Source organism: Micromonospora sp. WMMA1949, assembly GCF_027460145.1.
Lineage (GTDB): Bacteria > Actinomycetota > Actinomycetes > Mycobacteriales > Micromonosporaceae > Micromonospora.
On record NZ_JAPZBG010000001.1, the window covers coordinates 920,652 to 935,412 of the forward strand.

Below are 14,761 nucleotides of genomic sequence, written 5' to 3' on the forward strand. Positions count from 1 at the left end.
GCCTCGCGCAGCGCCGCGTCGATGCGGCGTCGCAGGTCGTCGATGTCCGCGCCGGCCTCGGTCAGCACCAGCGCGGCCAGGCCGTTTCCCTCGCGGAGCAGGCCGAGCAGGATGTGTTCGGTGCCGATGTGCCGGTGGCGCAGCCGCAGCGCCTCGCGCAGCGACAGCTCCAGCACCTTCTTCGCCCGGGGCGAGAACGTGCCGTGGTGCGGCCGGCGACGCCACCACCGGCGCGGGCGCGGGGTCGCCTCGCGCAGCGCGTCGGGGCCGAAGGACTCCTCGATCCGGGCCACGATCGCGGCGAGGTCGATGCCGATCTCGCGCAGCGCCGCGGCGTCCGCCTCGCCGAGCCCGTCGACGCCCCGCGCGGCGTGGCGGACCACCGCGGCGCGCAGGGCGTCGGCCTCGATGCCGCCGGCCGCCAGCAGCCGGGCGGCCAGGCTGTCGCTGTCGGCCAGTACGCCGAGCAGCAGGTGCTCGGTGCCGACCGGCCGCCGCCCCTCGGCGCGGGCCTCGTCGAGCGCGTGGTGCACCACGGTGCGGGCCCGGTCGGTGAATCGTTCGAACATCACGCCTCCCAGCTGTCGCGTACCGCCGGTCGCCCGGCGTGCTTCTTGTGGACCGCCTGCCGGCTGACCTCGAGGGCGTCGGCGATCTCCTGCCACGACCAGCCCTGTCGCCGGGCGTTGTCGACCTGGATCACCTCGAGCCGCTCCAGCAGCCGGCGCAGGGCGAGCACGGCGCGCAGGCCGACCTTGGGGTCGGTGCTGCCGGCCGCCGCCGCGAGTTCCGTAGCCTGACTCATGCTGTCAATGTAGGTTGACAAGCACCCGCGTGTCAACCCCGGTTGACACGCGGCCCGGCACGCCGCCCCGGGGCGGGACTATGCCCGGGGCGGGGTGGTTCTGTTCGCGGTGGACGTCCGGTCGAACTCGTCGCGGTTGCGGACGATGTCGCTCTGGTGATCACGGACCCAGTGCACGAGCCCGCTCACGGCCTCACTCAGTGAGTGGCCGAGCGGCGTCAGGGCGTACACCACCCTCGGGGGCACTTCCGGGTACGCGGTCCTGGTCACGAGCCCGTCGCGGTTGAGGGCGCGCAGCGTCTGGCCAAGCATCCGCTGGGAGATGCCGGCGACCTGCTCGTGCAGCGCGGTGAAGCGCAGCGGGCCGGACGCCAGGGCCGTGATGGTCAGCAGCGTCCACTTGTCGCCCACCCGCGCCAGCACGTCGCGGACGAGCTCGATCGTCTGAACGCAGTCCGGCGCGATCCCGCGCTGCGCAAGTTCGGCACCAAGGACGCTTGCCATGCTCTTCCGTTCCTCGCGCGTCAGTAGCTGACTTCAAAGTGCGTATCGGGCAGCCGGACTAAATCCGTTGGACGCATGTTTCTTACTAATCGTAACTGGCGTGCGGTCACCCGTTCGTGGCCGTGACAGCGGGAGGACGGCATGGTCCGGCACGACACGTTCACGATCACGCGGCACCTCGACGGGCCGCCGGGCGAGGTCTTCACCGCCTTCGCCGACTCCACGATCAGGCGCCGATGGTTCCGGCTTCCCGGCAGCGGCGCCTCGTACGAGCACGACTTCCGGGTGGGCGGTGGCGAGACGGCACGCAGCATCTTCACCTCGCTGGACACGGCACCCGAGCGACTGGAATACCGGTCGCGGTACATCGACATCGCGGACGCGCGCCGGATCGTCTACGGCTACGAGGCCGTCGTCGACGACGAACTGCGATGGACCTCGCTGGTCACCATCCGGCTCGGCGCCGAGACGACCGGAACCCGCCTGGAGTGGACCGAACAGGTGACCTTTCTCAGATACACGGGGGACGGCAGTTCCGACCTCGCGCACCTGCGCGGCGCCAGCGTGCTGCGGCTGAACGGACTGGACGCCGCCCTGCAATTCGAATCGACGAGAACGGATAACTCATGACGAACATCGGGATCATCCTCGGCAGCACCCGCCCCGGCCGGGTCGGTCACCAGGTGGCCGAGTGGGTGGCGAAGCACGGCAGCCGGCACGACGGCGTCGACGTCGAGGTGGTGGACGTCAAGGACTACGACCTGCCGGTCTTCGACGAGCCGCAGTCACCGCTACTCGGCTCCTACACCCACCCTCACACGTGGCGCTGGAGCAAGAAGATCGCCGAGTTCGACGGATACGTCTTCGTCACTCCGGAGTACAACCGATCGATTCCCTCGGCGCTGAAGAACGCCATCGACTACCTCTACGGCGAGTGGAACAACAAGGCGGCCGGATTCGTCTCCTACGGCAGCAACGTCGGCGGCGCCCGCGCGGTGGAACACCTACGCCTCATCACGGCAGGTCTTCACCTGGCAGGCGTACGCACCCAGGTCAGCCTGTCACTCGCCACCGACTTCGCGGCATTCACCACGTTCACTCCTGGCGATCGCCACGACACCATGCTCCGCCAGCTCTTCACCGAGGTGGCCGTCTGGGCCGACGCGCTCGCGCCACTGCGCCGGCCCTGACCGCGCAGGCCGCTCACGACCACCGCCAGTACCAAAATGCGCCCTGAAGATTCCACACCCCGGCCCGTCCCGGTGTTAGGTTCCGCTGGTGTTCCGCCGCCGTCCGCTGGACCGGCCGGTCGAGTCCGCGCGCCGGCTCACCGCCGGCCGCCTCAGCCTGGAGATCGCCGGGGGCAGCGTGGTCGGGCACCGCTACCCGGAGAACTACGACGTGCTGCACGTCGACCCCGACCTGCCGCTCGCCGTGGTCTGCGACGGGATGGGCGACGGCGAGGGCAGCCGGGTCGCCGGCACGACCGCCGCGGAGACGTTCGTGGCGCAGGTCCGCGCCGGCTGGCCCGCCGTCGGCGCCGCCGCGCTGCGGACCGCCGTCGCCGAGACCCAACGGCGGGTACGCCAGGCCGGCGCCGCGCAGTCCGGCCTGACCGGGTGCACGCTCACCGCGCTCGTCATCGAGCCGGACAGCGATCAGGGCTGGCTGGTGCAGCTCGGCGACTCGCGGGCGTACCGGCTGCGCGACGGGCTGCTGGAACTGGTCACCGTCGACCACACCATGGCCTGGCTCGGGCTGCTGCACGGATGGTGGCCGGCCGACTCGCCGGAGGCGGCACGGGCGCGCTACCAGCTGCTGCGATACGTCGGCCACCCGGACCGGCCCGAGCCGGACCTGCTCGCCGTGCCGCTGCGCCGCGGCGACACCTGGCTGCTGTGCACCGACGGGATCAGCGACCAGCTCGGCTACCACCGGCTGCGGGACCTGCTCGCCGCTCGGCGCGACCCGGCGCGCACCGCCGAGGCCCTGCTCGCCGCCAGCCTGGACGAGGGCGGCGAGGACAACGCCACCGCCGTCGTGCTGCGCGTCCACCCGGCGCTGCCCGCCCCGCGCTGACCGCCAGTTCCGCCGACCCGCTCCGGCGCACCCGGTCCCGCGACTACGGTGGGTGAAAAGCACGGGTCGGGAGGTGAGCCGGGGTGGCCGCACCCAGCCACGGCGCGGTGGTGGTCGGCGTCGGCCGGTCCGAGGCCGACCTGGCGGTGGTCCGCACGGCCGCCGCCGAGGCCGCCGCCCACGACCGGCCGCTGCACCTGCTGCACGCGTTCAACTGGGCCGCGACGCCCGGCCCCGCCCCGGCCGGCGGCACCCGCACGGACGCGGAGAACGTGCTGGAGCACGCCGGGCAGGTCGTCGCCGAGTGCGCGCCGCAGGTGCCGGTCAGCGGCCGAATCGTCGAGGGCTCGCCGGTGGAGGCGCTGCTGCGGGTCGCCGACACCGCGTTCCTGATCGCGCTCGGTGACGGCGGCATGTCCGCCCACCCGGACCGCGTACCGCCCGACACGCCAGCGGTGGACGTGGCCGCCCGGGCCGGCTGCCCGGTGCTGGTCGGGCGCACCGAGCCGGCGCCGCCCGGGCCACTGCTCGTCGGCTTCGACGGGTCGCCCAGTTCGCAGGCCGCCCTCGGGTACGCCTTCGACTGCGCGCAACACCGGGGTGCCCGCCTGCTCGCCGTCCGGGTGATCGAGCCGGAGTCCGGCGACCGTGACGACGGGCGGCTGGAGGAGGCGGTCACCCGGCATGCCCGGCGGTATCCCCGCGTCGCCGCCGACTGCGAGACCGTCCACGGTGACCCGAAGTCCGTCCTGCTCGACCGGTCCCGCGCGGCGCAGATCGCGGTGGTGGCCGCCTGGGGAGACGGGCCGGTGGGGTCCACGCTGGGCGCGGTCAGCCAGTCCCTGCTCTACCACTCGCCGGCCCCGCTGATCGTCGTACGGGGCGTTGCCGCGGACTCCGGGGACGGGTCATGACGCCTGCGGGAGGCGGGACCAACGGCCCTGACCGGCGAGCCCCGAGGGGACGAGGCTGGACACGCCGGGGAAGAAGATGTGGTCCCCGAGTGGCAGCCGACTCCCAGCCACGAGAGGCTAAGGCAGCATGGACACCGCGGTGAACCTGCACAGCCCCCTGACCGAAGACGAGTTGCGTCGGCTGGACGCCTACTGGCGCGCGGCGAACTACCTGACCGTCGGCCAGATCTATCTGCTCGACAACCCGCTGCTGCGCGAACCACTCAAGCCCGAGCACGTCAAGCCGCGCCTGCTGGGCCACTGGGGCACCAGCCCCGGGCTCAACCTGCTCTACACGCACCTCAACCGGGTCATCGTGAACCGGGACCTGTCCGCCATCTTCGTCACCGGCCCCGGCCACGGCGGCCCGGCGCTGGTGGCGAACACCTGGCTGGAGGGCACCTACAGCGAGCTGTACCACCACATCCCCCGGGACGAGACCGGCATGCAGCGGCTGTTCCGGCAGTTCTCCTTCCCGGGCGGCATCCCGAGCCACGTGGCGCCGGAGGTGCCGGGTTCGATCCACGAGGGCGGCGAGCTGGGGTACGCGCTGAGCCACGCGTACGGCGCCGCGTTCGACAACCCGGACCTGCTCGTGGCCTGCGTGATCGGTGACGGCGAGGCGGAGACCGGCCCGCTGGCCGGGAGCTGGCTGTCGAACGTGTTCCTCAACCCGGCCCGCGACGGCGCGGTGCTGCCGATCCTGCACCTCAACGGCTACAAGATCGCCAACCCGACGGTGCTGGACCGGATCCCCGCCGAGGACCTGCGGGACATGATGCGCGGCTTCGGCTACGAGCCGTACCTGGTCGAGGGCGACGACCCGGCGACAGTGCACCAGCGGCTGGCCGGCACGCTCGACCGGGCGGTCGACGAGATCGCCGCGATCCAGCGCCGGGCCCGCTCCGGCGAGCACGTCGAGCGTCCCCGGTGGCCGATGATCATCCTGCGGACGCCGAAGGGCTGGACCGGTCCGTCCCGGGTCGACGGCAAGCAGGTCGAGGGCACGTTCCGCGCCCACCAGGTGCCGATCTCGCAGGTCCGGGACAACCCGGAGCACCTGGCCGAACTGGAGCGCTGGCTGCGCAGCTACCGGCCGGAGGAGCTGTTCGACGCCACCGGCGGTCCGGTCGCCGAGGTGGCCGAGCTGCCGCCGGCCGGTGACCGCCGGATGAGCGCCAACCCGGTCGCCAACGGCGGCAGCCTGCTGCGCAATCTGGAGCTGCCGGACTTCCGCGACTACGCGGTCGACGTCCCGACGCCCGGCGAGCCGATGGCCGGCGCGACAGGTGTGCTCGGTCCCTGGGTCCGCGACGTGATCGCCCGCAACCCGGAGACGTTCCGCCTGTTCGGCCCGGACGAGGTCGCCTCGAACCGGCTCGGCGCGGCGTTCGAGGTCACCGACCGCGCGTTCGTGGGCGCCGAGATCCCCGGCGACGACCACCTCTCCCCCGACGGCCGGGTGATGGAGGTGCTCTCCGAGCACCTGTGCCAGGGCTGGCTGGAGGGCTACCTGCTGACCGGCCGGCACGGCATCTTCACCAGCTACGAGGCGTTCATCCACATCGTCGACTCGATGGTCAACCAGCACGCCAAGTGGCTGAAGGTGACCCGGCACATCCCGTGGCGGGAGCCGGTGGCGTCGCTGAACTACCTGCTGTCCAGCCACGTGTGGCGCCAGGACCACAACGGCTTCTCGCACCAGGATCCGGGCTTCATCGACCACGTGGTCAACAAGAAGGCCGAGGTGGTCCGGGTCTACCTGCCGCCGGACGGCAACACGCTGTTGTCCACCATGGATCACTGCCTGCGCAGCCGGCACTACATCAACGTGGTGGTGGCCGGCAAGCAGCCCGCGCCGAACTGGCTGACCATGGACGAGGCGATCCAGCACTGCCGCCGCGGCCTGGGCATCTGGGACTGGGCCAGCAGCGACGAGGGCACCGAGCCGGACGTGGTGCTCGCCTGCGCCGGCGACGTGCCGACGCTGGAGACGCTCGCCGCCGTCGACCTGCTGCGCCGCCACCTGCCGGACCTGAAGGTCCGCGTCGTCAACGTGGTCGACCTGATGCGCCTGCAGCCGCCGTCGGAGCACCCGCACGGCCTGCCGGACAACGAGTTCGACACCATCTTCACCAGCGACAAGCCGGTCATCTTCGCCTACCACGGCTACCCGTGGCTGATCCACCGGCTCACCTACCGCCGGACCAACCATGAGAACCTGCACGTGCGCGGCTACAAGGAGGAGGGCACCACCACGACGCCGTTCGACATGGTGATGCTCAACGACCTGGACCGCTTCCACCTGGTCATCGACGTGATCGACCGGGTGCCGGGGCTGCGGTCGCGCGCCGCGCACCTGCGTCAGGACATGGTGGACGCCCGCCAGGCCTGCCGCGACTACACCCGCCGCTACGGCGAGGACGACCCCCGGGTCGCCGAGTGGCGCTGGATCCGCGAGAACGACCCGGCCGTGAGGAGTGGCGAATGAGCGGCGAGGAGATCCTGGTCGGCTACGACGGTTCCGCCGACGCGGTGATCGCCCTGAACTGGGCGCTGGACGAGGCGGGCCGCTCGGGACGGCCGGTACGCCTGGCGTACGTCTTCGAGTGGCTGACCGTGACCGGCTGGATCGGTCCCGGCGTGGCACCCGGCGTGTGGCCGGACGAGGCGGCCCGGCAGCAGGTCGACGAACTGGTCCGCAAGGCGGCGGCGGACGCCGCCGCCGACCGGCCGGGCCTGACCGTGCACGGCGAGGTGTTCGACGGCCCGCCCGCGCTGGTGCTCCAGGAGAGGTCCGCCGACGCCGGGATGCTGGTGCTCGGCAGCCGGGGCCACGGCGGCTTCGGCGGCCTGCTCGCCGGCTCCACGGCGGTCTCGGTCACCGCGCACGCCCACTGCCCGGTGGTGGTGGTCCGCGACGGCCAGGCCGCCACGTCCGGGCCGGTGGTGGTCGGCTCGGACGGCTCGGAGTCGGCGCTGCGGGCGCTCGGCTTCGCCGTCGAGCGGGCCGCCCAGCGAGACGTGCCGCTGCGGGTGCTGCGGGCCTGGGAGCCGCCGGGCGACAGGTGGGTGCCGCCGGACTTCGACCCGGAGCAGGTCGCCGCGAGCGAGCGCGCGGCCGCCGAGGCGGAGCTGGCGCCCTGGCGGGAGAGCTTCCCCGACGTGCCCGTCGAGATCGAGGCCGTCCCCGGCAGCGCGTCGGCGCTGCTGGTGGAGGCGAGCCGGTCGGCGCAGCTCGTGGTGGTCGGCAGCCGGGGCCGGGGCGGCCTGCGCGGCATGCTGCTCGGCTCGGTCAGCCAGCAGCTCATCCAGCACTCGCACTGCCCCGTCGCCGTGGTACGCGAGCGCTGACTCAGCGGCCGGTCGCGGTCGAGCCGTCCTCCGGGTTGAGCGAGAAGTAGTCCTCCTCCTCCTGGGCCAGGTGCAGGCGCAGCACCGCGTCCAGGCCGTAGAGCGCGGCGAGCAGGTCGGGCACCTCGTCACGGCGCAGCCGGCCGTCCGGCTGCGCCGTGAGGTGCCCGCCGATCCGCTCCACCAGCCGGACGATCTCCACGTGCGCCCGGCTCATCGTGGAGGTGGCCTCGTCGCTGCCGAGCGGACCGGCCAGCGCCGGGTAGAGCTGCCGGTCCTCGGCCGCCTCGTGCGGCAGCACCTCGTCGACCAGGCGCCGGTGCACCTCGCGCAGCGCCGGCAGGCACGCCGGGTCGTCCGGGCGGGTCGCCACCAGGTCGGCGGTGTCCCGCAGCTCTGCGAGCACGTCGCGGACGCCGCCGTGCTCGCTGGCGTACCTGTCGATCAGTTCGACGGTGTGCGCGGGCAGGTCCCGCCGCCGCAGGCCGCCGCCGAGCGCGCGCAGCGCGTTGAGGATCACCAGGACGTCGATGCCCTCCTGCAGGAACGCGCCGGCCACCGGGGGCAGCCGCCCCGCGGCCGCCACCAGCATCGCCAGCACCGCCAGTCCCATGCCGACGGTGGCGCTCTGCACCGCGATGCGGCGGGCGTACCGGGCGATCTCGACGGCGTCGGCGAGCCGGTCGAGGCGGTCCACGGTGAGCACCGCGTCGGCCACGTCCGCCGAGGCGGTCGCCCCGGTCGCGCCCATCGCCACGCCGACGTGCGCCTCGGCCAGCGCGGGCGCGTCGTTCACGCCGTCGCCGACCATCACGGTCACGGCGTGCGCAGACTCCTCGCGTACCCGCTCGGCCTTCTCCTGCGGCGAGCACCGCGCGATCACGTCGTCCACGCCCACGACCTGCGCGACCTGCCGGGCCGTGCCCGGACGGTCGCCGGTCACCATGACCAGCCGGGAAAGGCCCGCCTCGCGCAGCCGCCGCACGGTCCGGCGGGCGTCCGGGCGGACCGGGTCCTCCAGCAGGATCGCGCCGAGCGGCCCGTGGTCGTCGCTGACCCAGACCGCGGAACGCCCGGCCCGTTCGGCGCGCTCACCGAGCCGGCCCGCCCACTCCGGCGGCTCCCCGGCGAGCTGCCCGACGTGCACCATCCGCCCGTCGACGCGCCCGCTCACCCCGTGCCCCGGTTCCTCGGTGACCTGCGTCGGCTCGGCCAGCGGCAGCCCGCGCTCGCGGGCCTGCCGGACCAGCGCGGCGGCCAGCACGTGCGGGGAGAGCTGCTCGACCGAGGCGGCCAGCCGCAGCACCTCGTCCCGGTCGCCGCCCGGCGCCACCACCACCTCGGCCGCCCGGGGCCGCCCGGCGGTGAGCGTGCCGGTCTTGTCCAGCAGCAGCGTACGGGCGCGGCCGAGCTGTTCCAGCGACCCGCCGTCACGGACCAGCACGCCGCGCCGGGCCACCCGGGACAGCCCCGAGACCACGGCGATCGGGGTCGCCAGCAGCAGCGGGCACGGTGTCGCCACCACGAGCACCGCCACCGCCCTGGTGAACTCGCCGGACAGCAGCCACGCCAGCCCGGCCAGCACCAGCGTGAACGGCACGAACGCGGCGGCGTACCGGTCGGCCAGCCGTACCATCGGGGCCTTGCGGGCGGTGGCCTCACCGGCCAGGCGGACGATGCCCGCGTAGGTGCTCTCCGCCGCGTTGCGGCGGGCCCGCAGCCCGAAGCCGGCGCCCGCGTTGACGACACCGCTGGCGACCTGTTCGCCGGCCGCGCGGGTGACCAGCTGCGACTCGCCGGTGACCACCGACTCGTCCAGCGTGGCCGCCTCCTCGACCACTCCGTCCACCGGCACCACGTCGCCCGGCCCGACGACCAGGCGGTCCCCCACCTCGACGCGGTCCAGCGGCACCACCTCGATCCCGCCGTCCGGGGTACGCCGCCGCGCCTGCCGGGGTGCGCGTTCCAGCAGCGCCCGCAGGTCACGGGTGGCGCGACGCTGGGCGTACTCCTCCAGCGCCCGCCCGGTGGCGACCATCACCGCGATCACGGCGCCGGCCAGGTACTCCCGCACCAGCAGCGCGCCGAGCAGCGCCAGCACCGCGATGACGTCCACCCCGAACTGCCGCAGCCACAGCTGGCGCAGCGTCGTCCAGGCGGCGGGCACCAGGGCGACCACCGTGACCGCCGCCCAGACCAGCCGGGCGGCGTCGTGCGCGCCCGCGAACCACAGCGCCGCCCCGGCCAGCACGGCCACGGTGAGCAGCACCAGCGGCGCCCACTCGACCCGGGCCCACCGCCGGGCACGGGCCGGCTGCTCGGGTACGCACTCGCGTGGTTCGCTTCCCACGTGTGGATCGTCTCAGCCCGGACGTGGGACGGACAGGGCGATGCGGGTAATCCGGGGGATGGAACGGCGTCCCCACCCGCCCGTGGGGCACGATGGGGAAAACAGGAAAGGTCGTGACGATGAGCCACGAGACGCCGGCCGGCGATCGCCCGTTGACCACCGCGCTCGCGGAGGCCGCCGGAATGGCCGGCCACGCCCCCTCGGTGCACAACACGCAGCCGTGGCACTGGACGGTCCTGCCCGACGCGCTGGAGCTGCGGGTGGTCCGCGAACGGCACCTCAGCGCCATGGACCCGGAAGGGCACCTGCTGGTGGTGAGCTGCGGCGCCGCGCTGCACCACGCCCGGGTGGCGCTGGCCGCCGAGGGCTGGACCCCGGTGGTGGAACGGCTGCCCGACCCGGCCGAACCCGACCTGCTGGCCCGCATCACCACCCTCAAGCACACCGGCGCCGACCCCGACGCCATGCGCGTCGTGCAGTGCATGCAGGTGCGGCACACCGACCGGCGGCCGGTCAGCGACGAGCCGATCCCCACCGCCGCGCTCGACGACATCGAGCGGGCGGCCACGCTGGAAGGCGTGAACCTGCAACTGCTCGACGACACCCAGAAGATCCAGCTCGCCGGCGCCGCCCAGCAGGCCGCCGCCGTCGAGGCGGACAGCCCGGAGCTGCGCGAGGAACTGGCGTACTGGACCAGCCGGGCCGGCACCGGCACCGGGCTGCCGCCGGAGGTGCTGCCCGAGCAGGCCCCGCAGACGACCGTTCCGGCCCGCGACTTCGGCCGCGCCGGCTCGCTGCCGATCGGGCCCGGCCACGACAAGGCCGCCGTGTACGGGATCCTGTGGGGCTCCGACGACGAGACGATGAGCTGGCTGCGCGCCGGTGAGGCGCTCTCCGCCGCCTGGCTCACCGCCACCCGGCACGGGGTGTCGCTGGTGCCGCTGTCCGGTGTGGTGGAGGTCGAGGGCACCCGCGAGGTGCTGCGGCAGATGCTCTCCGGCCTGGGGTACCCGTACATCAGCATGCGGCTCGGGCTGGCCGACCCGAACCACGCCGGGCCGCCGCACACGCCCCGGCTGGACGTCGCGCAGACGGTCGACACCTCGGCGGTCCGCGACCGTCTCGCCTGACCGGTCTCGATCAGCGCGGCCACCGGGCGATACCATCGCCCGGTGGCCGCCGCACCCCAGTCCCCGCACGAGCACGTCGCGCCGTCGCTCGGGCTGACCCCGCTGTCCCGCGTCCGCCTGGACGAACTGCTCCAGGAGATGCTCGACCGCGTCGGCGAGGTGGTGACCAGCCGCGAGCGGCTACGGGCCCTGCTGGACGCCGTCGTCGGCATCGGGTCCGACCTCGATCTGCGCAGCACGCTGCAGCGGATCGTGCAGTCGGCGTGCGAGCTGGCCGGCGCCCGCTACGGCGCGCTCGGCGTGATCGGTCCCGACCGCATGCTGCACGACTTCATCGTCCACGGCATCAGCCCCGAACTACACGCCAAGATCGGCGAGCTGCCGCACGGCCGCGGCGTGCTGGGTCTGCTCATCGACGAGCCGAAGCCGGTCCGCATGCCGGACATCACCAAGCACCCGAAGTCGTACGGCTTCCCGCCGAACCACCCGCCCATGCACAGCTTCCTCGGCGTGCCGGTGCGCATCCGCGACCACGTCTGGGGCAACCTCTACCTGGCCGAGAAGCAGGGCGCGACCGAGTTCACCGAGGACGACGAGGAGATCGTGGTGGCGCTGGCCGCCGCGGCCGGCGTGGCGATCGAGAACGCCCGCCTCTACGCGCTGGCGCACCGGCGGGAACGCTGGCTCGCCGCCGCCGCGGAGATCACCTCGGTGCTGCTCGGCGAGGTACGCCGAACCGACGCGCTGACGCTCGTGGCCCGCCGCGCCCGCGAGGTCGCCGAGGCCGAACTGGCGCTCGTGCTGCTCTACGACGAGGACGAGGCCCAGTTCACCGTCGAGGTCGTCGACGGCGCCGATCCGGTCACCCGGGAACTGGTCGGCGCGGTGCTGCCGGCCGCCGAGACCAGCTTCGCCGCGTCCGCCACGTCGGGCCGGCACGACCAGGTGGAGAACCTCGCCGCCGCCGCGCCCTGGCCCCGGCCCGTGGTCGCCGGCCCGGCCGTGGTCTCCCCGCTCGCCGCCGCCGACACGCTGCACGGCGTCCTGGTGATCGGCTACCGGCCCGACCACGGACCCGCCGCCGACGACGACCTCGCCCTGCTGGCCAGCTTCGCCGGGCAGGCCGCGCTCGCCATGGAACGGGCCCGCGGACAGGAGGAGCGGGAACTGCTGGTGGTCCTGGAGGACCGCGAACGCATCGCCCGCGACCTGCACGACGTGGTGATCCAGCGGCTGTTCGCCACCGGCCTGCAACTGCAGAGCGGCGCGATGAACGCCCGCCCCGAGGCGGCCAAGCGGATCAACCAGGCCGTCGACGACCTGGACGCCACCATCCGCGACATCCGCCGCACCATCTTCGAGCTGCGCACCCCGATGAGCGCGGCGCTGCGCACCGAGATCCGCGAGGCGATCGAGGTGGCCGCCGAGTCGCTCGGCTACCGCCCCGACCTGGAACTGATCGGCCCGATCGACAGCGCCGTCCCGGACGACCTGCGCGGAGAACTCACCGCCGTGCTGCGCGAGGCGCTCTCCAACGCGGTACGCCACGCGCAGGCCGACCGGGTGTCGGTGCGCGTACGCGTCGACTCCGGCCGGGTCGAGATCACCGTCACCGACGACGGGATCGGCTGCGACCCGGAGGCGGCCCGCAGCGGGCTGGTCAACCTGCGGGAACGGGCCGAGCGGCTCGGCGGCGAGTTCTCGCTGCGCCGGGCCGAGCCGCGCGGCACCGAGGTGCGCTGGAGCGCCCCGCTCGACTGAGGCGGCGTCAGGTGTTCTTGCCGAGCAGGCGGGTGGCCAGCACCGCCGCCTGCGTACGCCGCTCCAGGCCGAGCTTCGCGAGCACGCTGGAGACGTAGTTCTTCACCGTCTTCTCGGCCAGGAACATCTTCCCGGCGATCTCCCGGTTGGTGAGCCCCTCCGCCACGTACTCCAGGATCCGCCGCTCCTGCTCGGTGAGCGACTTCAGCTCCCGGGGCTGCTCCACGCCGCTGCGAATGCGCTCCAGCACGCGGGTGGTGATCGCCGGGTCGAGCAGGGACTGCCCCGCCGCCACCCGGCGGACCGCGTCCACCAGATCGGTGCCGCGGATCTGCTTGAGCACGTACCCGGCGGCGCCCGCCATGATCGCCGCGAACAGCGCCTCGTCGTCCTCGTACGAGGTGAGGATCAGACCCTTGATCGAGGAGTCCACGGCGCGGACGTCCCGGCAGACGTCGATGCCGTTGCCGTCGGGCAGCCGGGCGTCGAGGATCGCCACGTCGGGGCGCAACGCCGGGATGCGGCGCGCCGCCTCCTGGGCCAGGCCGGACTCGCCGACCACCTCGATGTCGCCGCTGCTCTGGAGCAGGTCGGCAAGGCCACGACGGACGACCTCGTGGTCGTCGAGCAGGAACACCCGGATCATCCGTCCTTTCTACCCGCTTTCCCGCCCCCGTAGCACGGGTCGAAAGTCCCGTCCTGCCCGCGTCGGCCGGGACCGACGGCCGGGCCCAGGTGGGGACCTCCGGCCCTGCTCACCGCGCCGCCCGCTGACGCACCGTAGTGGTGTACCCGGCCGGGGAAGCCGGCGCCGCACGAGAGGGAGCACCACCATGACGACCGAATACACCGGCGAGCAGCTGCGGGCCGCGGTCGCCGACGCGGTCCGGGCGCCGTCGCTGCACAACACCCAGCCGTGGCGGTTCCGGCTCGTCGACGGCGGCATCGAGGTGTCCGTCGACCCGCTGCGCGGCCTGCCCGCCACCGACCCGACCGGCTGGGGCGCACGGATCGCCGCCGGGGCGGCCCTGTTCAACCTGCGGCTGGCGCTCGCCGTCGCGGGCACCCCGGCCACCGTGCGGCTGCGCCCGTACCCCGCCGACCCGGACGTCGTGGCCCGGCTGGTGCCGGACGTGCCGCGCCGCCCCACCCCGGTCGAGCAGAGCCTGTACGGGGCGATCAGCCACCGGTTCAGCAACCGCGCGCCGTTCTGGCCCGACCCGGTGCCGGCCGAGGCCCGCTGGCGGCTCGGCGAGGCGGCCCGCGCCGAGCAGTGCTGGCTGGAGCTGGTGATCGGCACCAGCGCCGTCAACGCGGTCGCCGAGGTCGCCCGCAGCGCCCACCGGGTGCTGGAACGCGACCCCGCGTACGTGGCCGAACGAGCCGAGTGGATCCGCTCCGAGCCGGCCCCGGACGGGGTGCCCACCGGCGCCGGCGGACCGCAGAGCGAACCGCAGGACCTGCTGCCCCAGCGCGGCTTCGGCGGCCGCAACCGCGCCCCCGGTCGCGACTTCGAACCGGAGCCGCTGGTCGCGGTGCTCGGCTCGGCCGGCAACACGTCCGCCGACCAGATCCTGGCCGGGCAGGCGCTGCAGCGGGTGCTGCTCACCGCCACCGACGCCGGGCTGAGCGTGTCGATGCTGTCCCAGCCGATCGAGGTGCCCGCCGCGCGCGAGGCGCTGCGGATGTCGCTGGGCCGGTTCGGCACCCCGCAGATGGTGATGCGGATCGGGTACGGCCAGCCGGGCCGCGCCACCCCGCGTCGCCCGGTCGAGGAGGTGCTGGACCTCCCGGTCGCGTCGGCCTGACCCGTACCCCTCCGCGG

Annotated in this window: 13 protein-coding genes and 2 pseudogenes; 9 read left to right on the forward strand and 6 right to left on the reverse strand. The window is 73.8% G+C overall.

The window, feature by feature from the left end:
- Positions 1–20 precede the first annotated feature (20 nt).
- From O7607_RS30545 to O7607_RS04045, 4 genes and pseudogenes are all read right to left on the reverse strand, one after another.
- Positions 21–206 (reverse strand): annotated as a pseudogene (locus O7607_RS30545) (Clp protease N-terminal domain-containing protein); the annotation flags it as partial.
- A gap of 180 nt (positions 207–386) precedes the next feature.
- Positions 387–569: pseudogene (locus O7607_RS30550) on the reverse strand (Clp protease N-terminal domain-containing protein); the annotation flags it as partial.
- On the reverse strand, positions 569–805 hold the full coding sequence (locus O7607_RS04040; protein WP_043325563.1) for an HTH domain-containing protein: 237 nt from the start codon (positions 803–805) through the stop codon (positions 569–571). The gene O7607_RS04040 and the pseudogene O7607_RS30550, both read right to left, overlap by 1 nt.
- A gap of 78 nt (positions 806–883) precedes the next feature.
- On the reverse strand, positions 884–1,309 hold the full coding sequence (locus O7607_RS04045; RefSeq protein WP_269701085.1) for a winged helix-turn-helix transcriptional regulator: 426 nt from the start codon (positions 1,307–1,309) through the stop codon (positions 884–886).
- A 141-nt stretch (positions 1,310–1,450) separates the two neighbouring features.
- Between O7607_RS04045 and O7607_RS04050 the strand changes: the two genes are divergently transcribed.
- From O7607_RS04050 to O7607_RS04075, 6 genes are all read left to right on the forward strand, one after another.
- Entirely contained in the window at positions 1,451–1,939 is a 489-nt protein-coding gene (locus tag O7607_RS04050) for an SRPBCC domain-containing protein (protein WP_269701086.1), read from the forward strand.
- Positions 1,936–2,499: an NADPH-dependent FMN reductase gene (locus O7607_RS04055; protein WP_269701087.1), complete on the forward strand. Its 564-nt coding sequence runs from the start codon at positions 1,936–1,938 to the stop codon at positions 2,497–2,499. Before O7607_RS04050 ends, O7607_RS04055 begins: the two co-directional genes overlap by 4 nt.
- Positions 2,500–2,587: 88 nt before the next feature.
- Positions 2,588–3,388, forward strand: a complete 801-nt coding sequence (locus O7607_RS04060; RefSeq protein WP_269701088.1) for a PP2C family protein-serine/threonine phosphatase — start codon at positions 2,588–2,590, stop codon at positions 3,386–3,388.
- A gap of 83 nt (positions 3,389–3,471) precedes the next feature.
- The gene (locus O7607_RS04065) at positions 3,472–4,302 is read left to right on the forward strand and encodes a universal stress protein (protein ID WP_269701089.1); all 831 of its coding nucleotides are present in this window, start codon (positions 3,472–3,474) and stop codon (positions 4,300–4,302) included.
- A 127-nt stretch (positions 4,303–4,429) separates the two neighbouring features.
- Entirely contained in the window at positions 4,430–6,832 is a 2,403-nt protein-coding gene (locus O7607_RS04070) for a phosphoketolase family protein (RefSeq protein ID WP_269701091.1), read from the forward strand.
- Positions 6,829–7,695: a universal stress protein gene (locus O7607_RS04075; RefSeq protein WP_269701092.1), complete on the forward strand. Its 867-nt coding sequence runs from the start codon at positions 6,829–6,831 to the stop codon at positions 7,693–7,695. Before O7607_RS04070 ends, O7607_RS04075 begins: the two co-directional genes overlap by 4 nt.
- Before the next feature lies 1 nt (position 7,696).
- On the opposite strand, the gene O7607_RS04085 is transcribed toward O7607_RS04075, so the two are convergent.
- Positions 7,697–10,045, reverse strand: a complete 2,349-nt coding sequence (locus O7607_RS04085) for a heavy metal translocating P-type ATPase (protein ID WP_332367296.1) — start codon at positions 10,043–10,045, stop codon at positions 7,697–7,699.
- Between the two features lie 119 nt (positions 10,046–10,164).
- On the opposite strand from O7607_RS04085, the gene O7607_RS04090 reads away from it, so the two are divergent.
- Both O7607_RS04090 and O7607_RS04095 read left to right on the forward strand, forming a co-directional pair.
- Positions 10,165–11,175 (forward strand): Acg family FMN-binding oxidoreductase, encoded by a 1,011-nt coding sequence (locus tag O7607_RS04090; RefSeq protein WP_269701093.1) that lies wholly within the window; start codon positions 10,165–10,167, stop codon positions 11,173–11,175.
- Positions 11,176–11,268: 93 nt separating this feature from the next.
- Positions 11,269–12,936 (forward strand): GAF domain-containing protein, encoded by a 1,668-nt coding sequence (locus O7607_RS04095; protein ID WP_433496108.1) that lies wholly within the window; start codon positions 11,269–11,271, stop codon positions 12,934–12,936.
- Positions 12,937–12,943: 7 nt separating this feature from the next.
- On the opposite strand, the gene O7607_RS04100 is transcribed toward O7607_RS04095, so the two are convergent.
- Positions 12,944–13,582, reverse strand: a complete 639-nt coding sequence (locus O7607_RS04100) for a response regulator (protein WP_013284884.1) — start codon at positions 13,580–13,582, stop codon at positions 12,944–12,946.
- A gap of 187 nt (positions 13,583–13,769) precedes the next feature.
- Here O7607_RS04100 and O7607_RS04105 point away from each other — a divergent pair, with 187 nt between their 5' ends.
- Entirely contained in the window at positions 13,770–14,744 is a 975-nt protein-coding gene (locus O7607_RS04105) for an Acg family FMN-binding oxidoreductase (protein WP_269701094.1), read from the forward strand.
- The last annotated feature ends 17 nt before the right edge of the window (positions 14,745–14,761 follow it).

Coding starts and splice junctions, on each gene's coding strand:
- O7607_RS04100 (WP_013284884.1), bottom strand. CDS start 13,582: ATGATCCGGGTGTTCCTGCTCGACGACCACGAGGTCGTCCGTCGTGGC.
- O7607_RS04050 (WP_269701086.1), top strand. CDS start 1,451: ATGGTCCGGCACGACACGTTCACGATCACGCGGCACCTCGACGGGCCG.
- O7607_RS04055 (WP_269701087.1), top strand. CDS start 1,936: ATGACGAACATCGGGATCATCCTCGGCAGCACCCGCCCCGGCCGGGTC.
- O7607_RS04040 (WP_043325563.1), bottom strand. CDS start 805: ATGAGTCAGGCTACGGAACTCGCGGCGGCGGCCGGCAGCACCGACCCC.
- O7607_RS04070 (WP_269701091.1), top strand. CDS start 4,430: ATGGACACCGCGGTGAACCTGCACAGCCCCCTGACCGAAGACGAGTTG.
- O7607_RS04105 (WP_269701094.1), top strand. CDS start 13,770: ATGACGACCGAATACACCGGCGAGCAGCTGCGGGCCGCGGTCGCCGAC.
- O7607_RS04045 (WP_269701085.1), bottom strand. CDS start 1,309: ATGGCAAGCGTCCTTGGTGCCGAACTTGCGCAGCGCGGGATCGCGCCG.
- O7607_RS04075 (WP_269701092.1), top strand. CDS start 6,829: ATGAGCGGCGAGGAGATCCTGGTCGGCTACGACGGTTCCGCCGACGCG.
- O7607_RS04090 (WP_269701093.1), top strand. CDS start 10,165: ATGAGCCACGAGACGCCGGCCGGCGATCGCCCGTTGACCACCGCGCTC.